The sequence below is a fragment of the Porphyromonas sp. COT-290 OH3588 genome (genome assembly GCF_000769075.1).
GTDB lineage: Bacteria > Bacteroidota > Bacteroidia > Bacteroidales > Porphyromonadaceae > Porphyromonas.
This window is the reverse complement of the sequence record NZ_JRFC01000003.1, coordinates 202,880-228,055: the sequence shown is the minus strand read 5'-3', so window position 1 is coordinate 228,055 and position 25,176 is coordinate 202,880. Positions and strand designations below refer to the sequence as shown.

Here is a 25,176-nt window from a genome sequence, read left to right as displayed (position 1 = left end):
ACAGACGAACATGAATAAGATAAACAAGGGGCTACGCCGTGGCCTCGGCAGATATATAGCCCTAGGCGTGCTCCTATTGGCTACGGCCCTTGGGGCTTCGGCGCAGATAAAGCCTAGCGAACTGATGCAGCGTGCCGAGCGTGCGCTCTATGGTGTAGGCAGCAGCATGGCGGACTTCACCTCGGTCTACTACGACCACAAAGGACAGGAACAATCGTCGGTCAAGGGTCGTATAACCCTACAAGGGGAGAGCTTCCGCCTAGAGTATGGGGCCATCACGGCCGTCTATGCGAATGGCACACTCACATATTACAATGCCGAGGAGGCAACGCTTACCCTTAGCCAGCCAACTCAGGAGGAGCTGCTGCAAATTAATCCGCTCCACTTCCTACGTTCACGAGGCAAGGGCTACAAAGTGGAGACACTCCCTGCCAGCAAATCAACCGAGATCCTAGGCTTCACGCCCAAGACAAAGAGCGAGATGCAACGACTGGAGGTAAGCTTCCTGCGCAGTAGTTCCGTGCCTCACGAGGCTGTAGTGATCGGCAAAGATGGATCACGTCTAGTGGTACGCATCGCTGATCTGAAACACCAGAGCGCACAGCCTGCGGGCTACTTTGCTCTAACGGCAAAACAGTTCCCCGGCTGCGAAGTCGTGGACATGCGCTAGAGAGCACCTCTCGCTCCTTGGCCCTAGGGTAGGCTAACCAAGGAGCCTAAGACAACAACAATAGATGAATACAAGAATACAAGAAGTACTGAAGAAGTTTTGGTATCGACATGGTGTCGAAGGGGGGGCGTTTCGTGCGGCGTTTTTCGACATGGATGGTGTACTCTTCGACTCGATGCCTGCACACTGCCGTTCATGGCTCGAGACTGCTCACTCTGCTGGGCTAGAGATGAACGAGCGAGATGTCTATATGTTTGAAGGGCAAACTGGCGGATTTACGATCAATCTGCTCTTTCGCCGCACACATGGCAGAGAGGCGACAGAGGAGGAGCGCAAAACGATTTATCAAACGAAAAGCAATCTATTCGGCCGCTACAATAGTGGTGCCTCTATCCCCAATGCAGATGCCGTGGTTGCGGCCATGGGAGGCCTAGCACGTGTGCTGGTAACGGGCTCATCTCAGCCCTCTCTACTGGGCAAAGTACAGCAGGCCTTCCCAGATGCTTTCGCTCCCGAACGCATGGTCACGGGGTTAGATGTGCGCCTAGGCAAACCAAACCCAGAACCTTATCTGATGGCTCTTGCGAAGGCCGAGGTACAACCATGGGAGGCTCTTGTGATTGAGAACGCACCCATGGGCGTTCGTTCGGCACATGCCGCAGGCTGCTTCACCATAGCTGTGAACACGGGACCTCTACCCGATGACGAACTATGGGAGCAGGGAGCCGATCTCGTCCTACCCAATATGCAAGCATTGCTCGACTTACTACCAGAGCTTGGCATCAAGCAACCATAATCCCCCCAAAGAGCGGCCACAATCGCTCTGCAATAAAACATAAAAGGCGCATCGAGATTGTTCGATGCGCCTTTTATGTTTGGTCGATTACCGAAGTGCTTACTTCACTTGTACCTTATATACGGCTGATTTTACCTTAACGAGGTAAGCACCAGAGGCTACAGCGACCTTGTGCGATGCTCCTTGAGTAGTCACACTTGCCACTAGTTTACCTGCGAGGGTGTACACCTCAACCTGAGTACCTGCTTCAACACCTGCTACGATGACAGCACCTTCGCCAGCCAATACCTTAGCCTTAGCTACGTCTACGCCATCAACTGCGGTATTCTTGACGAATACAGCCTCAATCACATAGTCAGTATCTACGGGAACATTAAAAGATGTATGCTCAGGATCACCTGCAATTGCCAAGAAGTTAACCCCATTCATCAGCAGCTCTGACAGCTTGTATCCCTTTGCAGGTACACACTTGACAACGATAGTTTCATTGGCTTGCACCTTGCCACCTGACTTAACCTCAGAGCCGTCTGACTTATTCGTAATGCTGAGTGTACCTCCCTCATTGTTCTTGACACTATAGGTTACAGTATATGCCTTAGCAGCGGCTTCCTGAGCCTCTACTACGACAGTCGTATTCTCCGTAACAGTGACTGCGATCAAGTGATTTTCATCTAGATCCTTTAGGCGTTCTTTGTTGTTGACCTTGAGGCTTGTCAGCTCGAAACCCTCCTTGGCATTCACGAATAGATAAACCCTAGTACCACCTTCTACTCGGTTGCCCACGGGACTGTCATCATCTAGAGCAGTAACAACCTCTACTTTCGTATTATCGAACTGAATCTTGAATTCATAAGTCTTAGGAGCGAAGACCACCTTGATCTTTGTATCCTCCATAATATCGACTGAGATGAAATCCGTGTCCTCCATTTCGCCGATCTTCTCAACGTCATTAACGAGGATGGAGATTGGTTCATAGTTTTCTTTTGCCCTCACAATTACCCAAAGATCGGTGTCCTTAGCTATGGGCTTAGAAATATCAACCTTCTCGCCAGTTTCAACATCCTCAAACTCTACCTCTCCCTTGTTTGTGTCATACTCAACAGTTACCATAAACTCATCTGCTGGTACAGGAGGCGTTTCCTTGCTGTGAATGTTAATCATGAAGTCGCAGATAGTACCACGGTTAGCAGAAAGGCTGTTTGATCCATCAGCCGCTCCGGGATTACCGCAAGGATTGATGTTATCCCAGTCAGCTTTGAAGCGGACGTAAGTCAAACCAGTATTTGCACTCTCTGGAATTGTGAATACTGGTAGCTTACCACCATTAAATACATCTCCCTTAGGAATGGTTTCGCCTAAGCTATTCTTAAAATCTCCTGTACCATTCTTACGATAGTGTGTGTAAGACACAAGCTCTGTTTGTTCATCAAACACCCCGTCTTGGTTGTAGTCGATATAGAGATAGAAGTGCGTCCAGTGCAAGTTGTAGAAGGTTGGCGCAACATTCAGCTGATCCCCCTTGGTAGCCTGCAGGACAGAGGCAGTCTTATCGAAGTTGATTTTTGTCTGTGCAGTAGCATTTGCCCCCGCTACTTCCACGGTGAAAGTCTGAGCTTCGCCGCCCTTAGTAGCACCAGTTATTGGCAACGTACGTACAACGCGGTCTGTACCTCCACGCTTCTTCGCAACCTCATCCCACTTACAAAATGCTGAGTAGTCTGCCTGTGCGTTGGCTGGCAATGACATTGTACTAGCTCCCAAAAGAGCCATAGCCGCTAATAAGTAACGCTTCATAATCATTGATAATCGTTAAATAATTTATTAAATTAAGTTTATTCTGGGTCAAAGATATGAAAAATATCAGCCAAACATCATCTATATCCCCGAAAATTAAATTCAACCACCCCATCCATCAAGATATATTAAGGTTTAAGCACCCCTGATATCCACAAACATCTACTAAATACGAAAGCCAAGTCCGAGCTTATATTCGGACTTGGCCTTCGTAGAGCATTGTAGATCGCAATTCATTTCACCCACAATGCTCTTTAGGGAATATCGAAGAGCTTTATGCTCTACGGATTCTCGAGATGCGCTCGCTACCCTTTGAGGTCCTCAAGCAGGATATGTACGGCAGCTTCTAGCTGAGTGTCCGTACCCTCTAGTGCCTTTTTCGGATCGAGCGGAATGCGTACATCGGGTTCGAGCTGCTTATTCTCGAGATAATCTCCCTCGGCAGTACGATAGCCTACGGCAGGGATACCGAAGTAGAGGCTTGGGTCTTGCAGGGTCACCCAGTTCACACTCGTCATCGTGCCGGGTACTGGCATACCTACGACCTTACCAATCTTCAGCTTCTGATAGACCCAAGGTGTGCCGTGGGCATTGCTGTAGTCATCCTCGCAGACCAGCATAATGGAGGCATGGTTCCAGCGTCGGCTAGGCATCTCGCAGTAATCCTTGCCTCGGATCTCCTGCTGGAGGTATTTCTTACCCGTGAAGAACACCTCTATATCCTCGTGCAGACGCCCACCACCGTTGTGTCGAATGTCGATGACAATCCCCTTACGTCCGTAATAACGTCCGAGCACGTCGGCATAGGCAGTTCGGAAGCTAGGGTCGCCCATCGAGGGGATATGCACATAACCTAGCTGACCACCAGAGAGTCGCTCTACGATCTCGGCGCGCTGCTTGACCCAACGTTTGTAGAGCAGCCTCTGCAAGGCTCCCGAGCTGATGGGCTTGACGATCAGATCAAGTGTCTTGCCTGCCTCGGCAGAGCGATAGGTGATGAGCATACGTTTGCCCGCCTTGCCGTTGAGCAGGGGGAAGTAGTCCATACCAGCCTTAATCTCCACGCCGTCGATCGAGAGCAGGGTATCTCCCTTTTTCATACGGGACTCGGAGATGTCTAGCGGGCCACCTGCTACCACCTCGTCCACCACTAGACCGTCCTGACCTCTAAAGGGGGCGAAGAATAGGCCTAGCTCTGCCGTTGGCTTAGCGGCAGAAGAGCCTCGGTAACCCGATCCAGTGTGCGACACGTTAAGCTCGCCGAGCAGTTCGCTAAGCATCTCGGCGAAGTCGTGATTGTTGTTGATGTGTGGCAGATAGCGGCGGTAGTACTTGGTGAGTGCAGGCCAGTCCACACCGTGCATATCACTGCGGTAGAAGCGAAGCCCCTGCTCACGCTCCACTTCGTCGAACATGGCTACTCGCTCGTTTGCCCTATCTAGGTCTAGCTCTGCCGAGAGGCTGATGGCCTTGAAGCTATCGTCCTTGGGATTGAGCTTGCCCGACTGATCGCCAAGCACGAAGACAGACTTACCCTCCTTGTCGGTGGCGAAAGCAACGCTCCCAGCGTCCATCTTCTTGAGCAGTTTGGTCGTCTTCTTACGCAAGTCATGCACCCATAGGTCATACTTCTGCTCCACACTCGAGAAGTAATAGAGTTTCTTGCCGTCTGGGCTTAGGATAGCATCGCCTAGGTCCGAGGAGTTCGGGGTCAGGCGGACGTGTCTGTCCTCAATGTTGTCCCACTCGATCTCGATATTGGGGGTGCTGACCTTGGGCTTATCTTTTCCGCCTTTCTCCCCTTCTTTAGCTTTCGCTTCTTTGGGCTTATTCAGCTCATGCTCCTCCTCGGTCATCTTGTACTGCTCGTAAGCCTTACGGTTGAGGAAGACCATCATAACGTCGGCAAGCGAACCCCAAGAGGCATGGTTGCGCATACCATACATATCGGTACGATAGATAAGGGCATTGCCATCGGCAGACCAACGGGGGCTGTGAGCGAAGTAACCGCTGTTCGTTAGGTTGCGAACAGGGCTATCGCCATTGGCCGCTACGATCCCCACGTCATAGTAAGGGGCGTGCGCACGAGCTACGTAAGATAGAGCAATCCATTTGCTATCGGGCGACCACGCATACTCGATAGCTCCCGTACCGTCGTGCATCGTACGCTCGTCCGTCAGCTCTCGGAGCTTACCCGTGGCGAAGTTGTAGACGGCCAGCACCTTTCTATTGAGGACGAAAGCGATCTCTCTGCCGTCTGGGGAAAACTTAGGATAGGCCTTCTCTCCCTTGATGCTAGGCAATAGCTTCGTTTCCCTAACCAGAGTCGCATTGGCGAAGTCTGGATCTTGCTCACGCACTATCTCGGCCTTGTAGAGATCGAATAGCCCATCACGTGCGCTGGCATAGACTAGAGAGCGGCTATCCGAGCCGAAAGTCAGTCCACGCTCTACGGCAGGAGTGGTGGTGATGCGCTTAGTTGTCTTATGATCGGCGGAGGAAACAAATACCTCGCCTCGGAAGGTGAAAGCGATGAGTTTGCCGTCTGGCGATACCTCTGTATTTCGGATCTCTCGCCCAGCCTTGAGGCTGGCTAGCTCTGTGTCCTGAACATCGTTGATGATCCTGACGGACACAAGCTGTGGAGCTTGCCCCGGCATCATCGTATAGATCTGCCCCGCATAGCCGAAGCAGAGTTTGTCCTCTCGAGAGGCTGAGAGGAAACGTACTGGCTCTCCCGTGAAGTTGGTCAATGCCGTGGGCTGGGTGGACGAGAGACCAAGGCGATAGACATTCATCGTCTTACCCCCCTGCTCACTTAGGTAGTAGATATGCTTCTTGTCTGCACTGTAGACTGGATTGCGGTCTTCGCCTGCGTTGTGGGTGAGCTGACGGAAGGTCTGCCCCTTGGGGTCATACTCCATAATATCTCTAGCGATCGAGGAGGTATGGTGCTTGCGCCATTCGTTCTCCGCCCCCTTATGGTCGTGATAGAGTATTTTTCCCTCGGCCGTTACCGTTGCATATTCGGCAGGCATACCGAGTAGAAGCTCTGGCCGTCCGCCCGTCGTGGCTACTTGGTAGAGTTCTGTTCGCCCTTTGCTAGGGAATAGCGTAGACTTGGCATCGTCTTGAATTTGTGCTTTGAAGACGATGTGCTTGCCGTCTGGGGTAAAGGAATGGGGCGTTTCTGTCCCCGAGTGGGTCGTCAGCTGACGGGCTTGGCCACCCTGTGCATGCATCAGATAGATATTCACGCCGAGCTTATTACGATCGCTAACGAAAGCGATCTGCTTGCCGTCGGGCGACCAAATAGGACAGCTATCATAGGCCTCGTGGGCAGTTAGTCGCTTAGCCTCGCCTCCAGAGGCTGGCACGGTATAGATATCCCCCTTGTAAGTGAAAGCAATCTGCGTCCCGTCGGGCGAGATACTCGGATAGCGGAGCCACAGTGGCCCCTCGGCTGCCGTCGCTGTACCCAAGGCACTTGAAGCGATGATGCAGACCATCAGTTTCTTTAGATTCATAATGCTTCGTTGTAACTTAAAAATATCTGTACACAAAACTAGGAAGACTTTTTGGCTCCCTCTGCAGCCTGCGAGGATAATTAGCTACCGAAGCTCGGCATATAGCACAGAAGAAATTGCACTGGTATGGACAAATAGTTATTTCGGTATAGACAAAAAGTTGCCAACGCACCTACAAAAACTACAAACCAAGCCTTGAGATATACATTTCCAACCTTGAAATATATAAACCAAACCTTGAAATATATATCTCAAGGCTTGGTTTATAATTTTACTAGGCAGAGAAATAAGTTTTTCTATGTAGTAGCACAACTTTATTTGCCTACGCCACCAGATTTTCCCCCTAGGCAAAGTGCAACTTACACGTAAGGATCACGACAAGAAGCTCCTCAAATCCGTTAGACTCTTGCTGGCTCTGAAAGTCAGTCGGTAGTATAAAATAGCCAAATTCTGCACTATAACTGATGTTTTCCATCATTATCTGTGCAGAATTTGGCTGTTTAGTGGCTTGATGTAGGGAGTATCGGGGCGGATTTATGGGCTAGGGAAGCCTCAATCCGTAGAAAGTGATTAAACCTTTGAGGGCAAACCTTTTCTATCTTTGAAGTATTCCTAAGTATAGGAACATCATCATTCTGCATATATGATCCTCAACTTCGACTTCAACGGCGCATCAGCTTCGTCACTCAGTTCGGCAGAGCTAGAAACCCTTCGCTCGGCGTATCTAGAGAGCTTCCCCGCAGACGAACAGCGTCCGTGGGAGCAAATCCTTAACCCTATGGCCGAGGAGTTTCGCTTCGTGCCCATTTGCGACCAAGATGAGGCACTGGGCTTCGCAACGCTCTGGGTACTGGGTAAGGTCGTCTACGTAGAACATCTCGTCACGCTCCAGCAGAGCCGAGGCAGAGGCCTAGGGACTAGGGTCATTGAGAGCATACTTGAGTATTGTGGTGAGCGCACACTAGTGCTAGAGGTCGAGCATAAGGGAGCTAGTGATATGGCGAGCCGACGGATCGGCTTCTATCGTCGCCTTGGGCTAAGCATTCAACCCATCGACTACCTCCAACCGCCCTATACAAGCGAGGGGGCGGCCGTTCCGCTACATCTAATGTGTAGCAAAGACCTCCCCCTATCCGACCTTGAGCAAATCAAGGCCGATCTATATAGGTATGTATATCGAGCAGAAATAGACTAGAGCATCAGGCTCAACGTCGAGCCTACACGCCAGAGCGGATCGGAGAGAGCTATCACCCTCTGGCCAGCCACAATCCGCCAGCTTTTGGGGGCATACTGATAGGAGCCATAGAGGCTGAGGCTCATACGCTCGGCAAACTGCCAGCGTGGCGAGAGGCTAACCCCTAGCCCAACACCTCTACGACTCTCTAAGCTATACCCAATAGGCTCATCGAGCGTCTGTGGCGCCTTAAACGCAACAAACCCACCAGCATCGACAAACAACCGACGGGGCAGCAACTCCAGAGCTCTCCCCCAGCCCAAGCGCAGGCTCAAGGCTCGTGCTCGCAAGCCAACGTCCTTGCCAGCCTCGGCATCAGCAAGTGACCAATCGTGTACGTCTGCACCCAACTCAGCCTCCGCAAAGTACCCCCTAGGCGAATAGCCCCAGCGAGCACCTAGACCAAGCTGAGTAGTACGGTGCCGAGCTGTCAGCCCCTCTTGAGAGAATCGATCTGTACTATGCCCATATCTCAGGGGTATATAGAAGCTAATATCCGCTCCCTCAATCAACCCATCGTATGGAGCGCCATAGCTCCGCCTACGACCATAAACCACATCCGAGAGCCAATAACCGAACTTCCCACTTAGATAGCCTAGAGCAGCCCCAATGACTACATCACCAATCCAGTGTCGATTGTTGAGGATACGCCCTATACCCGTAGCAGAGGCGGCAGTATAGGAGAGCACAGAGAGCCACGGATAGCGTGCGCCATACTCCTGATGCAGTAGTGTCGCTGAGGTAAAAGCCATAGCCGTATGCCCCGAGGGGAAAGAATTGTGGCTAGAGCCATCGGGCCGAAGCACCCCAGTAGTCGTTTTGGTTGCATAGACAATAGTCAGCATAGAAGCCGTGGCTATGACATCGGCTAGCGCCATCTGACCTAGACTGTGGCTACTCCCCTCACCCCCCCAGAGGCGCATACCGATTTGGGCGGCAAGAGGCGCGAACTGCATATAGTCGTCGTAACGATTGTGGAAGGCTGGCACATGCGCCATACGCAAGTGGCGCACCTCGTGGTTGTAGAGATTATAGCCGACACCTATCGCTAAGGCAGGTAGAGCACGCCCCATAGAGCGCAAGAGCGGATGTGGCGCCGAGGGACTCAACCGTAGACTATCGGCAAGCATCTGGGTTGAGAGCCCAAGCCCCTCGGAAGACCGGCCAAGAGGCTCCAACAAAGGGAGTGACCCAACCTGCGGCATCACCTCAACTGCGCCAAGAGAAATAAGGCTTAGCCAAAGGCTACCAGCGACCGATAGCAAGCGTCTGCCAGTGATATTCATCAGTTATTGTATTGGGAAGATCGTGTGTGACCATTAGTATTGTACTATCCTTGGGAGCGAGCTCGGAGAGTAGCCCTCCGAAGAGCTCCTTATAGCTTCTATCCAAGAAGCTCATGGGCTCATCTAGCACGAGGAGCTCGGGACGAGCCGCCAAAGCACGAGCCAGCAAAATGCGCTGTAGCTGCCCACCACTAAGCCGCCCAATGGGTTCACGAGCATACTCAACTAGGTCAATCGCCTCAAGCAGCTCCGAGATACGGTCATTTCGCTCACTCTGCCCAAGCGTTGTCCCCTGCAGCCCCGAGGCAACGACCTCATAGGCATCTATCGGGAAGGCTCTATCAATGCGATTGATCTGTGGCAAATAGCCGATACTTGGCCGAGCAGCAGGACGGTCGTCGGAGCCATAGTACGAGAGCTGCCCACCTCTTATGGGGAGCAGCCCCAGCAGCGTCTTGACCAGAGTTGTCTTACCTGCCCCATTTGGTCCTACGATTGCCCAATGCTCTCCCCGAGCGACCTGCCAAGAGAAAGCATCAAGAACGGGCGTTTCGGGATAGCCAATACTGGCTCTATCAAACGAGAAGAGCAAACCGCCCTTAGCTCCTTGCAATACCTCCCTATTCATTGCTTAGAGCCGATGTAATCAGACGTAGCTGCTCTCCCCAATCTGCGCCAAGCGGATTGATCTCTACCTGCTTAGCCCCCAACTCCTCGGCTACACTCTTGGCCAACTTCTCCTCAAACTCCTTCTGGATAAACACAGTCCTCACGCCAAGCTCTCTCGCCGTCTGAATCAACGTCTGTAGCTGCATGGGGGTAGGCTCCTTGCCGTCTTGCTCGATGACAAGCTGACGCAGGCCAAATTCCTCCGCAAAATCTGAGAGAGAGGGGTGAAAAATAACGAACGCCCGTGAGGGAGCCATGGAGAGCCTCTGCCGGGTTTCCTGCTCAAGCGCAACAATCTGCTCCTGCAAGGCTAGATAACCTGCCCGATATACGCTATCGCCGACAGGATCGAGGCCACGCAGAGCCTCGTAGACCTGCTCCGACATCTGCCTAATACCACGTATGCCCGTCCAGTAGTGCGGATCATGGTGATGCTCATCTGCTGCGTGTAAACAAGCTCCCCGCAGCGAAATCAAGCTAAGCTCTGGGTACAACTCCCCTATACGACTGAGCCAGCTACGTTCAAAACCAAGATCTCCTACATAGAGATAAGCAGAAGCTCTGGCCAATGCAGCCAGATCCCGTGGCGTAGGCTCATAGCTCTCGGGGGTATTACCCTGAGGCAATAAGGTGATAACCTCTACCCGATCACCTGCAATCTCCTCGACTAGACTAGCCGTAGGGGCAATGGTAACCGCCAACCTAAACTTATCGGACTGATAACTCCCCCCTCCGACACAGCCGCCAAGAAAGAGAGCACCCAGAAAAAGCACCGTAATATAACGTATCATTGATTCGTCCATACCATTATTATTATGTAATATATTGGACAAAGATACTAATCATAGAGCAGTATCCACCGACTGCGAGCCCTTTTCTAACCCTCGAAGCGACAACACAGAGCTACGTTTCACGTGGAACGCGCCTAAAGCCTCCAAGAAACACACCCCCGCCCATCAAGCCTCACAACAAAAAAAGGGAGGATCAAGCCCCAAGACTCAACTCTCCCCTCAATGACACCCCATAGGCAGACTAAAACTCTCGGTCGTGACTATCCATAATAATCGTAACAGGGCCATCGTTTACCAACCCGACCTGCATATCCGCTCCAAAGACACCATATGAAATAGCCCGAGAGAGCAAACCCTCAACCTCTCTCCCGAGCGCCTCGTATAGAGGCACTGCAACTTCTGGACGAGAAGCCTTGATGTAGCTAGGGCGATTGCCCTTCTTTGTTGAAGCCATCAAAGTAAATTGGCTAACCAGCAGAATATCTCCACCAACCTCGACGACACTCCGATTCATCACCCCCTCCTCATCATCGAAGACCCGCAGGGCAGCTATTTTCTTCGCCAAATAACAAACATCCTCGCCCGTGTCCCTATCCTCTATCCCAACCAAGACAACTAAACCAAGACCAATACTAGACCTCAACTCTCCGTCAATATGTAGCTCCGCCTTGGAGCATCTCTGTACGACAATCCTCATATATCAATCGATTATTCATTGTTCCACGTGCAACGCCTCATAGATCAGCCGAGCTTTCTTAGCCCCCACAATCAGCGCAAGCTCACTCTCCGAGGCCTCCGATAGGCGTTTGACACTCTTAAACGAAGCCAAAAGCTGGTCCTTAGTCTTAGGCCCAATCCCCCGAACGTAATCCAGCTTTGATGCCACCTGCCCCCTACTCCTCACATCTCGGTGGAAGCTGATCGCAAAGCGGTGTACCTCCGATTGAATCTGCTCCAACAAACGGAAGGTTGGGCTCTGATGCCTAACTGGCACGGAGCGCATCGACAACCCACAGAGCAACTCACTCGTTTGGTGACGTTCGTCCTTAGCCAAGCCCGCCACCGGAATATCCAACCCCAACTCTTGGAGCACCTCCTGCACGACCCCCATCTGCCCCTTACCTCCATCGACAAGGATCAAATCGGGTATCCCCCCACCCTCCTGCTGCATCTTGCCGTATCGCCTTGAGGCAACCTCACGCATGGAGGCGTAGTCGTCCGCACCCTCGACAGAGCGAATGTGATATTTACGATAGTCCTTCTTACTCGGCACAGCACGTCTGAAGACAATACAGGCTGCCACTGGGCTACTACCTTGTATATTGGAGTTGTCGAAGCACTCTATATGTAGGGGCAATCGGTCGAGCGAGAGTAACTCCTTGAGCTCACCTAGGGTCTGCATCATGCGCTGATCAGGGTTGAGCCGCTCGGCTTGCTTATACTTATCCACTCGATACTGACGCACATTACGCTCCGAGAGCTCGAGCAGCCTCTTCTTATCCCCACGCTGTGGCACCGTGATGATTACACCAGAGAGCTCCCAGTCGAGCACAAACGGCAGAATAATCTCACGTGCTCGACTATCAAACCGCCTACGCAGCTCAAGAATCATCGATGCCAGTAGCTCCTCATCTGTTTCGTCTAGCTGTGCCTTGTACTCCACTGTCTGCGCCTTATTGACCATACCCTGAGAGATGTGCAGATAATTAACATAGATACTACGGTCATCACGATCGAAGCTAAAGACATCTACATTATGTATATGATGCGGCGCCACAGTATGCTTGACCTGATACTGCTCCAAGTGCTCTAGACGCTCCTTATAGACCTGAGCTTCCTCAAAACGAAGCTCCTCGGCCAAGCGCAACATCTCCTCCCGATATAGCTCAATAACCGTGGAGAGGTCACCACGCAGCAAACTAACAATCTCTCTAATATTGGCATCATAGTCGGCACGAGCCTGCGCTCCGATACAAGGAGCCTTGCATCGCTTGATGTGATACTGCAGACACTCTTTGTATCGCCCATCAAGAATTTTCTGTGGACTGAGATCTAGGCTACACGTACGTATCGGATAGATATCCTGTATCATCGCCAGCGTGGCACGCGCCATCTGCACACTCGGATATGGCCCGAAGCGCAGAGAGCCATCTCGACTGGCACGACGCTCCACCAAAACCCTAGGGAAAGGCTCATTCTTAACGATAATCTCGGGATAAGTCTTACCATCTTTAAGAAGGATATTATAGCGAGGCTGATGCTCTTTGATGAGTGCATTTTCCAAAATCAGAGCATCGGACTCGGTTTCTACCACGACATACTCAATCTGCTTAATCTGGCGAACGAGTAGCTTCGTCTTGGCATTGGGCAGATCTTTCTGGAAGTAACTACTGACTCGCTTGCGCAAATTTTTAGCCTTACCCACATAAATCACCCTACCCTCGTCATCGAGATACTTGTAGCACCCGGGGGACTCGGGCAGCGTCGGGAGTATTTGTTTGATTTCGTCTAGTGTCATAACTCGAGCGGATCATATCCTTCTACGACAAAGTTAGCCTTTTGCCACGAACTCCCCCCGTATCTCTCCCCTAAAGCATATATAATCGTCGCAACAAACAAGCCGCAAAAAACAGCAAGCCCACCGAGAGGCAAAATTTATATTTTAGATCACCTGTGAGCATATTGATGGGAAAACAAAGCCGCAGGAGAGAACAAAAGCGCAGCCCCCATATTTACCCCCTAGCAAGCCCCATATAGCACTCAGACCCATTTGAGCATCTCACATAGCTGTACGAAAAGATCTCCCCAAGCATAAAGAGAAAGTAAAACCCTATATACCAAGTACATAAAAGAACAGAAGCAAGAAATCCCACAAAATAGCGGTCATCTTTTACTATTTCTCCCCATCAATCTTTTGAAATTGGTGGACACATCTAAGAGGATTAATCCTTCAATCTCAACGAATCAGTCCTTCAAATTCTCAAGAAGCACCAACCAAGCTCACGAAAATTCCTCCAGATCACTCCAAAACCTACGCACAGAAAATCTACATATATTAACAGAAAAGATGAAACGCTCAATTTGCCAATCAAACAGAGAAACAAATACCAGCTACCGAGTGCTATCCCTCAATACAAAGGTCCGAAAACGCCCTTAGACAGCCGGCCAAATCCAACACACTTCGCTCAAGGCCCTTTCTAGGCGTTTTACGGGGCTTTATCAACCGCCTAATACTTCACTCCACAAGACCCGAGATAATCGATTCTAGAGCATATTTATATCTCGCTGATTTATAGGCACTAATAAAAATCCAAACAAAAAACCTTGTAGCTACCCCCATTCCTCGTTATTGCATCTTACTAAGCCTTCCCCAGAATAGAGTCATCTAAATAATTATGTACAGCCTCAGACTCAGAAAAGATAAACAAAACAAAAAAGCGAACAATAGACAAAAGAAAGTGAATAAAAGAACAGATGCAAATACCGAAATAAGCAAAAAGATCAGACACACCCCCAAGAGGAGCGCTATTTATAAACAAAAACCTATTTATCACAAATAAATCCTATTAAAATATAGATTAGCCAAATGCTAAAATAACCCCATACTTCTAATTAATTTATTTCATATAAATCTAACAATCAAATATATAACGGAAATAAATATTTTGAAGATCTTGCTTGCTATATGGCGTAAATGTCTACCTTTGGCACGAAATCAACTTAGGAAGTAACAGCAAATCTCATCAATGACGGAGAATGGATACTAGGGAAAGGCGTAAGACTAAAATCTAGGCTATCGGAGCAAGCGCCAGATAGTGCAAACATACTGAACGAATTCTGAAGCTCCGATCTATACCACCCTACTACCCCCCAAAACATACCAGCGTAGTCAGTTAAATAAATTCAATACTATAACAGCTAATTCTGGCAAATAATAATGAAGCAGAAAGTACAGCTATTATTATCCCCAGCCCTAGCACTGTCTTTGGCACTTGCGCCTATCTCACTACACTCAAGCGAAGGCATACGGACAGAAACACAACAGCAGCAGGGCAAAGGCAAGATCTATCGTGGACAGATTGTAGATGAAACAGGGGAAACACTTATCGGAGTCAATGTACGCATCAAAGGCACCTCGCAGGGCGTAGTGACAGACCTTGATGGCAACTTCAGCATCGGCACCTCAATGCCCAACCCCACCCTACTACTATCGTACATCGGCTATGCGCCCATGGAGGTGACTGCTACCGACGGAGTGATGAAAATCGTGATGAAGTCGGACACACAGACCATCGATGAGGTAGTCGTGACGGCACTAGGCATCAAGCGAGAGAAAAAAATGCTAGGCTATGCCTTCCAAGACGTCAAGAGTAGCGAGCTCAACAAAACTGGCAACCCCTCTGTCACCGGTGCACTACAAGGCAAGGTAGCAGGGCTACAAATGAACATATCTGGTACGGGACTAAGCGGATCAACCAAGATTACCCTACGAGGCAACTCATCTCTCACAGACAATAATCAGCCTCTCTGGATCGTCGATGGCGTCCCTTTCAATGACAACAGCAGCTCGGGAGCCTCGCTATTCGGGGGTGTAGACAGAGGCGGTGTAACCGCAGATATCAACCCCGAGGATATTGAGTCGATCTCTGTACTCAAAGGTCCTAACGCAGCAGCGCTGTATGGTTCGAGAGCTGGTAATGGTGTAATCCTCATCACAACGAAAAAGGGGAATAAGGGCGAGGGATTCGGCGTTACCTACAACGGCAACTTCACTTGGAGCCAAGTCGGAGCCTCTCTGGAGCAACAACGCACCTACGGGCAGGGCTCCAATGGCCAGTTTAACCCTAGTGTATCCGAGAGCTTCGGCCCCAAGCTAGACGGACACGAGTATGAGGCTTGGAATGGACAGAAACGCTCCTACGGGCTCAACGGCAATAAGCTCAGAGATTACTTCCAAACGGGGTTTGCCCAAACCCACAACATCTCCATAGGAGGCGTGACGGACAAGTCGGACTACCGTATCTCCTTCGGCGATACGCGTAGCACAGGTCTATTCGCTCGGGAAGAGATCAACAAGAACAATCTAGACCTCAAGGCTGGCATGACGATGAACAAGTACCTAAGCCTTGACACCAAGATTTCACTTTCTCGTTCTCAGGCAATGAATAGACCTACCTTCGGAATTGGGGGTGAGATCTACCCACTCATCTATATGCCGCACAACATCAATCTAGATGACCTCAAGACCTACAAGAACGATACACACAGGCATATCAACTATGTAGGGCCCTTCCCACAAGATCTCAACCCTTACTACATCAACAATCAGCGCGACAACGAAGACCAACGCTGGCGTGGCTTCGGCTACGCCTCAGCCAAGATCAACTTCACCGACTGGCTCTTCCTACAAACCAAGTATGCTTTCGACTACTACCACACCGATATAGAGGAAAAAGACCGTACAGACGGGATTGTAGAGCAGACCAATGAACAGTACCTCAGCAGAGAAGAGAACTTCTTCGAACAGAACGCAGAGGCAATACTCTTCGGGAACAACAACATCGGCGATCGCATCCGCATCAACTATACCGCTGGGGTGAGCGAGATGTCTCAGAAGACTCACTACCTGATGGGGGTATCGAAGAATATGCTCAACAACAACTACTGGAGCCATAACTCCGCACAAGGCTTCAACGCTGCAGGCAATGGCCTATCCCGACGGAAGACTCGCTCGGCTTTCGGCTCATTCCAGTTCGCTTGGGACGAGTACCTCTCTCTCGATCTCACGGCTCGCAATGACTGGTCCTCTACCCTACCGCTCAACAACAACTCATACTTCTATCCCTCGGCCAACCTCAGCTTCGTATTCTCGGAGCTGATGAAGCAAAAGAACGCTCGCCCTTCGTGGCTCTCCTTCGGCAAGGCTCGCCTCTCATGGGCGCAGGTCGGCAAGGACACGGAGCCATTCCGCCTTGTGAATACTGGATCTTGGAGGCAGGAGCCATCAGGCCCAGTCTTCACGCCACCTAGCGAGAAATACAACGAAGACCTCAAACCCGAGATCTCATCATCTATCGAGGCTGGTCTTGATATGAAGTTTTTTGACAATCGTCTTGGCTTTGACTTCACATACTATCATAGCACTACGACCAACCAGATCACACGTATCCCACAGCCTCGCTCCTCTGGATATAGCTGGAAGCTGGTAAATGCTGGCGAGATCGTCAATTCAGGCTTCGAGCTAATGCTCTACGGCACACCCGTCCGCACCAAGGACTTCGAGTGGACGATGACCCTTAACCTCTCGCACAACAATACGATCGTACGCAAGCTCGACCCAGAGAGCAAGTATATGAGCTTCAACTTCAGAGGGGACAACCTACTAGTCGATGTGGGAGCCTTCGAGGGCGGACGCCTCGGCGACATTCTCGGCACCAAGTCCTACAAGCGCAATGAAGCTGGTCAGGTTATTACACGCAATGGTATTCCCCTATTCGACACCGACAAGCCGAAAGTCATCGGCAACATACAGCCAGACTTTTTGGCTTCAATCAGCCCTACGCTTTCCTATAAGGGGCTATCACTCTCGGCTCTATTCGATGCTCGCTTCGGCGGACAAGTGGTATCTGTGTCCGAGTCTATCGCAGCAGCCAAGGGTATGGCCAAGCGCACAGAGCAGCGTGGCGAATTCGTTTTCGGTGGTATAGACGAAACAACTGGTCAGCCCAACACAACCGCTATCTCTGCCGAGAGTTTCTACCGAGCCGTAGGTGGTCTAAACGGAGTAGCCGAGGAGTTTATCTATAGTGCTTCGTTTATTCGCTTCAAAGAGCTCTCGCTCTCTTACTCATTGCCCAAGAAGTGGCTCAGATCCACTCCTCTCAGAGATATTAGACTATCGGTAGTAGGGCGCAATCTAGGCTACCTCCTCAGCCATACACCGGGTACTAGCCCAGAGGGAGGATTTGACATCAGCATGTTCTCACAGGCTATCGACTTCACGTCTGTACCTTACACCCGTACGCTTGGGTTCTCTCTCAATGTGCAATTCTAAAGCAAACAGCCAATCTCATGAATCAGATCAGTAAATACATCACGTCTAGCCTTGTCGCCTCGCTTCTGCTTGGCCTCATATCTTGCACCGATGGTTTTAGGGAACTGAATACCGACCCTACAACCCCTCCTTACATACACAAGCCAGAAGAGCCCAAACCGCAGCCAGAGCCAGAAGAGCCTAGCGAGGGCGACTACCAGAGTATTGCCCTTGCCAAGCAAATATCGGAGGAGGCTATGCAAGCACTCAAAGAGAGCGAGGGTACAATCGGGGCTAGCTTCCGCTCGCTCACATATCAGGGGCTAGTAGATGACTATCAGCGTACGACCAACCTCACGCACGACATCTACGCAGGCTACTTTGCACACAACAATCCAAACTTCAGTGCCAATTCACCCGTATATGTCTATACAGCCGACTGGTCCGATCGCCGCTGGAATCACTTCTACCAAGAGCGGACTTCGGAGTACCAGACTGTAGCCAAGGTAGCGTACTATATAGACAAGGAGAAGTATCACAATGCTTTCTATATGGCTCGTGTCTACTATGCCTTCCTCCTCTCTACGATGACAGATACTTACGGTGATATCCCCGTGACACCCATGATTAAGTGCCAGCCAGCACCAACTCATGCGACCTATCAGCCTCAGTCGGAGGTCTACGATAAAATCTTTCTACTCCTCGAGGAGGCAAGCAAACAGCTCGATCCTGCTCGCACTGGGTTCGTCTTCGACAAGCGTGATGACAGATGTTTCGAGGGCGATGTAGCCAAGTGGCAACGCTTTACCAATACACTTCGTCTACGCCTAGCCCTACGCATCAGCAACGTAGACCCAGTGAGAGCAAAAAAGGAGGGAGAAGCTGCTCTGGCTCATCCAGCAGGCTTGATGAAAAGCCAAGAAGATCGTATGCGTACCGTCCCCAAATATGCTCCAGTAGAGCTTGGAGGAGATGACGATAGTGGGAGCGAAAACGAAGTCGCCAACTGTAGCTATCGCTATCTAGACGCTGTGATGAGCAAAGACCTAGAGCTTGCCTACTACAATCTAAGTGCGGACATTGATCCACGTTGCCCTATCAGCTGGTTTAGACCAACGCCCAAGCGCTTCCTAGACCAAGGGGTAGACAACCCTAACATGAAGTTTACAGGCAGTGAGATTGGCAATATGAATGTGGACAGAACGCCCGACAAATACTCCGTGCTACGTGTGATGCATAAGGAAGGGAAGAAGCTCTCCGACACACATTGGTTCAGCTACAGCCGCGAATTTATTTGGTTTGGCTATGCCGAGTGTAAGTTCCTTCAAGCCGAGGCTGCCCTACGTGGCTGGGCTAATGCTGGCGGAAGCGCCGAGCAACTCTACCTAGAGGGTATCCGTGAGTCTATGCGCTACTACCACCTACCCGAGGACAAAACAGAGGCATACATCGCAGGCCTCAAGAACAATCCCTTCGATGGAGGCGATAGAGAGGCTCAGCTCGAGGCGATCATTACACAGAAGTGGCTAGCAGTCTTCCCCAATGGCAATGAGGCGTGGGCCGAGTATCGCCGTACGGATTACCCCAGACTGCGCAACCCTCTCAACAATCTATCGGCCGATGTCCCCGTAGGGAAATTCATCAAACGAGTGAGTTATCCTATCTCCGATATAGTAAATAATGAGAATGCTCCCAAAGATGCCAAGCAAGGAGACCGAGTTTGGTGGGATGTCGCCGACACCAATGGTGCACCCAATGAGCGAGCCATACCCAACAACTTCCGTTAAATCACCAATCAATTATACCTTAATTTAATTCAAAAAATTATGCGATTAAGAAAAATTGTGCCTGTACTTATGGCGTCTTGCACGCTTGGGCTGAGTGCAGTAGCCCAGCAACCTTTTGGAGGATGCTGGCATCCCGACGGGATCAAGAACTGGTCGATTGACAAGTATCCCGAGGCCAAGTTCAACAGAAGTACTATTCCTTTACAAAAACGCATCAAAGACGACGGGATCAAAGCCAATGCCGACCAGAAGTATCAAGGTAAGGTAGCAGCTTGCCTAACGATGAACCCCAACTGTAGCACTACACCTGCTCAGGGAGCCAACAACTTCATCGGCTACAACCCTAACCACTGGCAATATATGGACGTCGTAGTCTGGTGGGGTGGTTCGGCTGGCGAAGGGCTTATCACGGCTCCCTCTGCCCCAGCGATCGATATCGCACACCTACATGGCGTTCGCATCCTTGGCACACTCTTCTTCCCCGAGCTAGAGCATGGAGGCAATCCCAAGGAAGCAGACAAAATGTTTACTATGGAGAACGGCACATATCCCTACGCCATCAAGCTCTACGAGATCGCTCGTGACCTTGGTTTCGACGGATGGCTGCTCAACGACGAAGGTAGCTCTCGCCATATTAGCAATGAGCAATGGACTGGCTTCATGAAAGCTTTCCTAGACAAAGCCAAAAGCGAAGGTAAAGATATGGAGCTACAGTACTATGATGCTAACATCTACATTGGCAATGATCTCAAAAACTGGCTCAAATGGGAAGGAAATCCCGGAGTATCCTACTTCGTCAACTATGGCGGAGACGGAAGAGCATCGGCCAATAAAGCATCTTTGGTCAAAGAGCTTGGCGCAGATCGATACTTCGACAAGGTCTACTACGGGATCAATAATGCAACGTATGGTATCTATGGCGGTGGCTCCATCTTCAACAATCTTTTTCCAGCCAAACAAAACGAACACGTCGGCTCTATCCAACTCTTTAACCCAGAAGAGCAGATTTGGAAAAAGAAAGTAGAACGCCTACTTGGTACCCCAGAGGCTTCGGGACCTCAAGCTTACACGGCCATGAGCGAGGTCTTCAAAAATGCAAGCAAATTTTGGGTAAACAACTCTGTTGATCCATCTAAAACAAGGAGTAGTAATGGTTATTCTTGGCCCGGACTATCTGCTGGAATCCAAGAGCGCAGCGCCATTACATCCCTTCCATTCGTTACAAGCTTCGGTACAGGTCTCGGTAAATACAGATTCGTACAGGGTGAGAAGCGTGGCACAGGAGACTGGTACCACGTTGGGATGCAGGACGTACTGCCCACTTGGAGATGGTGGATTGAACCTAAAAACGGAGGTGTAAAAAGCAACATACACCTTGATTTCAACTGGGATGATGCCTACAACTCTGGTAGTAGCCTTGTTGTCTCTGGATCAATCAGAGCTAAGGCCGAATATCTAGTTCACTTGTACAAAACAAAGATTAACCTCAAGGGCAATGAAGTTGTAGAGCTAGTCTACAAGGGCGACACTGACAAAATCTTTGAGCTCGTTGTATCGACAGATATCAATGGAAAGGAAACTCAAGCAATTGAGTTCACAACTACAGAGCCTACACAAAACGGCTGGTCTATTGCCAAAGCATCGCTGAAGGCTCTCGCAGGTAAAGACCTCCGCATGCTATCCCTCAACTTCAAACCTCACAAGAGCATCAATAACTACAACCTCAAGCTCGGTCAGCTCTCAATTAAGGCAGAGGATTATACCCCTAAGAGTGGAGTCGTAACCAACCTCAAGAGCCAAAATCAACTGCAAGAGGCCGTCTCGGATATTCGTTTAATTTGGGATGCTGCCAAGAGCGATGATATTCACCACTACAACGTTTACTTCGAACGCTCAGGAGAGTCTAAAAAGCTTGTGGGACAGACACGTAATGAGGGCTTCTATATTGATAAGTTTACTCGTAAAGACGAATCAGAAAAGGAGGCTAAAGTGTATGTGAGAGCGGTAACCAAAGATATGAAGGAGTCTGCCACGGAGGCTACTCTAGTCCTAAAATATCCAGATCTTACTGCCCCAGAGGTACGCATCTCTGCAAGCAAAACACTCGCCACTGTAGGCTCCCAAATCGTCTTTACAGCTCATGCCAACAAGTTCCCTAAAAAGTATGAATGGGTAACACCCAAGGGAGCAAAGCTCGTCAGAGCGACAGAAAACAAGGCAACATTTAAGTTTGACCAAGCTGGTCTATACGCCATCACTGTCAAAGTAAGCAACGAAGCAGGTACTACGACTAAGACCGTAGAGGGCTTGGTTGAGATCAGCGATGAGAAGAATCTCCAAAACGTGGCAAGAAGCGGACAAATCAGCAATGTGAGTGGCTACACAAACGAAAAGGAACACCCACGCAACCTGCTCGATGGCATCACGGCTCCATCGGATATTAGCAAAAAATGGTGTGCTGGCGGTAGCTTCTCACACTGGGTAGTTATTGACCTGAAGAAGCCCTACAACCTGTATCGCTTCAAGTTCTACGACTGCCGTCCAATCGAAGGGTTCGAAAATGTCTCCAACTACAAGATTGAGCTTAGCAACAACAATGCGGATTGGATAGAAGTGCTTAATGAGCAAGATCTCCCACAGTCTATGAACCAGAAGGACGCTTGGATTAAGCCCACCACAGCACGCTATGTACGCTTCACGCCGTATGACAAAGAGCAGCCCATTACCATTCGTATTTGGGAATTTGAAGCCTATGGTCTCGAAAGCAAACAAAAAATTGAGCAAATTGCCAATCAATCTCTGAAATTCTCAGAGAAGCGTACTCTATCAATACCCTACTCTTTGGGAGGAGAACAACGTGCCTCGGACTTTGCAGTCTCAGCGACCGTTGACAACGATCTAGTAAAAGTAGTAGGAGCAGTGACGGCAGATGACAATAACATCAATCTAACTCTAGAGGCAAGTCGGAAAGTAGGAAACTCCAAAGTGAAGGTTAAGCTTACCAATGGCGGACAGACCATCTACTCTGAGTTTGAGGTCAAAGTAATCGACCCAGATCGCTTCAACATCTTGGTAGGGAAATCCGTTACAATGGAAGCCAGTCAGGCATTACTTGATCTAGGCATCGATACAGATCTCAAACTAACCAAAGATCCTAAGGTGCTTGCAGATGGCGATAAGAGCAACGTATGGTTTACACCCGGCATCAGCTTCTCCGACTTTAATCTAACGTTCAAGTATGACCTAGGCTCTCTGCATTTCCTGTCTTCTTTCCAAATGTTCGCTCTCAAGGATGGTGATATTTTCGCCAAATATCCCCAAAACTGCGAAGTATTGATATCCGAAACTACTCAAGAGGACAGTGCCTATAAGCGTGTGCTAAAGCTTAATGAAGGAGATGGCATCAGTAGCGCCGTATCCTTCAAGGATGGACTCAAGGCTAGATATATTAAGGTTGTCATCACGACATCTGCTCAAGCAAATACTATCATATCTGAGCTCGAGATACTGGGTGCTCCTATCAAAACTCCAACCCATGCTATCACTAGCAATGTGACTGGGCAAGGTAAGATTGAGTTCGTTGGTATCCAAGACCCCACGCAAGTAGTAGAGGGCACAGAGGTAACAGTCAAGGTAACACCAGATGCAGACTGGAAGCTCTCTAGCCTCAAAGCTAATGGCGAGGATATCACTAAGACCCTCAAGTTCACTGTTGGTGGACCAGTAACCGTAGAAGCTGTCTTCATTAAGAAGACTAGCCTAGAGGGCGTTGTAGACTCTAGCCTTCGTCTCTACCCCACCCTACTCAACCAAGGCGAACAGGCAACTCTGGAACTAGACCATGCAGGTAGCATCAGAGTACTGAGCCTCTCCGGCGTTACCCTCTGGCAGAGCGAAACCCTAGGCGGCAAGATCAATATCCCAACTGCCAGCCTATCATCAGGCACCTACATTATCGCCTTTACTTCGGCCAATGGTGTACAGAGCCTAAGGTTTATAGTGCGCTAATAAACTAATTTCAAACATCTTAAATAACTAGGGGCTGTGGCAAATCGAATTTTGCCACAGCCCCTAGTTATTTGGATCTGGATATAATACTCTAGAAACGGTAACCGATCGAGAGAGCCATTCGGAAGAAACCAAATGGCAAGCCTGTCGAAACCTTGGCGCCACGACCATTGATATCCACGAGTTTATCTTTGAGCTCGGGCAGATTCTCAGCCAAATCGTGCAAGTCTTCCCTAAACTTGCCCATCTCCTTCTGCGTCAGATCTGCAATTTCCCTAGGCAGCTTGCCCTCGAGGGTTAGCTTGGCCATACTTGCATGTATACCAAGGATAGACCAGTCTAGGACGATATTCTTTTTGGAGCCAAACTTCCCCTGAACACCCATAAGTAGACCTGCACCGAGGGCGCTGAGGTTACCGCTTAGTCTGAGCTTGGCAAGTCTAGCATACTCATCTTGCTCAGATCCTGTGGATAGATTTGGACTGACATTGAAGCCTGCAACAGTATGGCTCTCGTAGCGCATATAGGGGGCAATGTAGAAACCACTACCATAGCCCTTACCTAGATACAAACGTAGCTCTGGTGTAATAGACTTGGAGCCAATGGTCAGGTCTGCAACCTCGGGAAATCTAGAGGATAGCAGGCCGACGAAAGGCAGTGCCCCAGTAGGCATCACATTGACCCCTAGCTGGAAGCTAAGAGGCTTAGCGAGGATACGCTCGGCATAGAAGCCGAAGTTGCGTGTAGCAAGGCCGGTTAGATTCATCTTAACGATCGTCTTACCATCTAGCAGTGCTCCATCTTTGGGATCGAAAGCTCTAGTCTGAGCCGTAGCACTTAGACTTGCAGCAATGAGGCAAAGAACAGATAAAAATTTCTTCACGAGTTTTTTGTTTGAAATGAATGATACTATGATTTATAAATTGGCTGCTAAGATAGATAATTAATGAATACAATTACCTGTTTCATAATACTATATAAATCTTAACATACTTACGCAATTAAACCTATCCCATAGGTTCGCCCAAACGTGAGCCGAAGGCAGATGAGGAGCTCGGAAGAGATCAAATATCTGCCTGAGCATTTGCATCAAATAGCAATGAAAATTTTTTACATCTCTAGCGACGTTTGAGCATATATCTAGGCGAGTGACTAGAGAACCAAGCGAAAAGGCTACACCTCATATTTGGCCTCTAGAAGGCTCTATATCGTGCGCTTGCTCGTTTGGACACTTCGCCCCAGCCGAACGAAAACAACCGCCTAAAACGAGTCTTTCGTAAACAGCTAATAATCAGATGTATAAAATTCATCTCTCGCTAATTTTATGCTTTCGTGTCGCCTTTTTGAGGATTTCTTCCCATCAATCTTTTGGGATCAGTGGGCACAGCTCAGGGGATTAGCCCATAAATCGCCCAAAATCAGTCCTTCCATTTTGGGCAAAGCTCCATCAACCTTTATCAATATCCTTGTTATTCTCTCAAATTCTTCAGTAATACGTTTACACTCCTTAACCAAAAAGATGAAGATCGAGCGATAAAATACCTAGCCATACGAGCCTCTCCTCTCGTTTGGATAAGCATT

The 25,176-nt window shown here is 49.6% G+C and carries 14 protein-coding genes; 6 read left to right on the top strand and 8 right to left on the bottom strand.

What is annotated here, in order from left to right:
* The first annotated feature begins 10 nt into the window (after positions 1 to 10).
* Together HQ48_RS00920 and HQ48_RS00915 are read left to right on the top strand one after the other, a co-directional pair.
* Positions 11 to 670: an outer membrane lipoprotein carrier protein LolA gene (locus HQ48_RS00920; RefSeq protein WP_052408903.1), complete on the top strand. Its 660-nt coding sequence runs from the start codon at positions 11 to 13 to the stop codon at positions 668 to 670.
* 64 nt (positions 671 to 734) lie between these two features.
* Positions 735 to 1,466 carry an HAD family phosphatase gene (locus HQ48_RS00915; protein WP_044231260.1) on the top strand — a complete coding sequence of 244 codons (732 nt, stop codon included), beginning with the start codon at positions 735 to 737 and terminating at the stop codon, positions 1,464 to 1,466.
* 99 nt (positions 1,467 to 1,565) lie between these two features.
* Here HQ48_RS00915 and HQ48_RS00910 read toward each other — a convergent pair whose 3' ends face one another.
* Together HQ48_RS00910 and HQ48_RS00905 are read right to left on the bottom strand one after the other, a co-directional pair.
* Entirely contained in the window at positions 1,566 to 3,260 is a 1,695-nt protein-coding gene (locus HQ48_RS00910) for a GEVED domain-containing protein (RefSeq protein ID WP_044231259.1), read from the bottom strand.
* 305 nt (positions 3,261 to 3,565) lie between these two features.
* Positions 3,566 to 6,787: a S41 family peptidase gene (locus HQ48_RS00905; RefSeq protein ID WP_152568278.1), complete on the bottom strand. Its 3,222-nt coding sequence runs from the start codon at positions 6,785 to 6,787 to the stop codon at positions 3,566 to 3,568.
* Positions 6,788 to 7,430: 643 nt separating this feature from the next.
* On the opposite strand from HQ48_RS00905, the gene HQ48_RS00900 reads away from it, so the two are divergent.
* Positions 7,431 to 7,982 carry a GNAT family N-acetyltransferase gene (locus HQ48_RS00900; RefSeq protein ID WP_052408902.1) on the top strand — a complete coding sequence of 184 codons (552 nt, stop codon included), beginning with the start codon at positions 7,431 to 7,433 and terminating at the stop codon, positions 7,980 to 7,982.
* Here HQ48_RS00900 and HQ48_RS08935 read toward each other — a convergent pair.
* The 5 genes from HQ48_RS08935 to uvrC form a co-directional block, all read right to left on the bottom strand.
* Positions 7,979 to 9,307 (bottom strand): phosphatase PAP2 family protein, encoded by a 1,329-nt coding sequence (locus HQ48_RS08935; protein ID WP_081969676.1) that lies wholly within the window; start codon positions 9,305 to 9,307, stop codon positions 7,979 to 7,981. The genes HQ48_RS00900 and HQ48_RS08935 overlap by 4 nt on opposite strands.
* The gene (locus HQ48_RS00890; protein WP_081969675.1) at positions 9,267 to 9,935 is read right to left on the bottom strand and encodes a metal ABC transporter ATP-binding protein; all 669 of its coding nucleotides are present in this window, start codon (positions 9,933 to 9,935) and stop codon (positions 9,267 to 9,269) included. Before HQ48_RS00890 ends, HQ48_RS08935 begins: the two co-directional genes overlap by 41 nt.
* Positions 9,928 to 10,767, bottom strand: a complete 840-nt coding sequence (locus tag HQ48_RS00885) for a metal ABC transporter solute-binding protein, Zn/Mn family (protein ID WP_044231258.1) — start codon at positions 10,765 to 10,767, stop codon at positions 9,928 to 9,930. Before HQ48_RS00885 ends, HQ48_RS00890 begins: the two co-directional genes overlap by 8 nt.
* Positions 10,768 to 11,008: 241 nt before the next feature.
* Positions 11,009 to 11,464: a D-aminoacyl-tRNA deacylase gene (gene dtd / locus HQ48_RS00880; RefSeq protein ID WP_044231257.1), complete on the bottom strand. Its 456-nt coding sequence runs from the start codon at positions 11,462 to 11,464 to the stop codon at positions 11,009 to 11,011.
* Between the two features lie 15 nt (positions 11,465 to 11,479).
* Entirely contained in the window at positions 11,480 to 13,285 is a 1,806-nt protein-coding gene (uvrC, locus tag HQ48_RS00875) for an excinuclease ABC subunit UvrC (protein WP_044231256.1), read from the bottom strand.
* 1,419 nt (positions 13,286 to 14,704) lie between these two features.
* Here uvrC and HQ48_RS00870 point away from each other — a divergent pair.
* From HQ48_RS00870 to HQ48_RS00860, 3 genes are read left to right on the top strand one after another with little or no spacing between them, the layout of a single operon-like run.
* Positions 14,705 to 17,821 (top strand): SusC/RagA family TonB-linked outer membrane protein, encoded by a 3,117-nt coding sequence (locus HQ48_RS00870; protein WP_052408900.1) that lies wholly within the window; start codon positions 14,705 to 14,707, stop codon positions 17,819 to 17,821.
* Between the two features lie 17 nt (positions 17,822 to 17,838).
* Complete coding sequence (locus tag HQ48_RS00865; protein WP_044231255.1) at positions 17,839 to 19,587, top strand: SusD/RagB family nutrient-binding outer membrane lipoprotein; 1,749 nt, start codon at positions 17,839 to 17,841, stop codon at positions 19,585 to 19,587.
* 39 nt (positions 19,588 to 19,626) lie between these two features.
* Positions 19,627 to 23,595, top strand: coding sequence for a discoidin domain-containing protein (locus tag HQ48_RS00860; RefSeq protein ID WP_081969673.1), 3,969 nt, complete (start codon positions 19,627 to 19,629; stop codon positions 23,593 to 23,595).
* A 91-nt stretch (positions 23,596 to 23,686) separates the two neighbouring features.
* Here the strand turns inward: HQ48_RS00860 and HQ48_RS00855 are convergent, their stop codons facing one another.
* Positions 23,687 to 24,478, bottom strand: a complete 792-nt coding sequence (locus HQ48_RS00855; protein WP_052408898.1) for a DUF3575 domain-containing protein — start codon at positions 24,476 to 24,478, stop codon at positions 23,687 to 23,689.
* Positions 24,479 to 25,176: the final 698 nt, after the last annotated feature.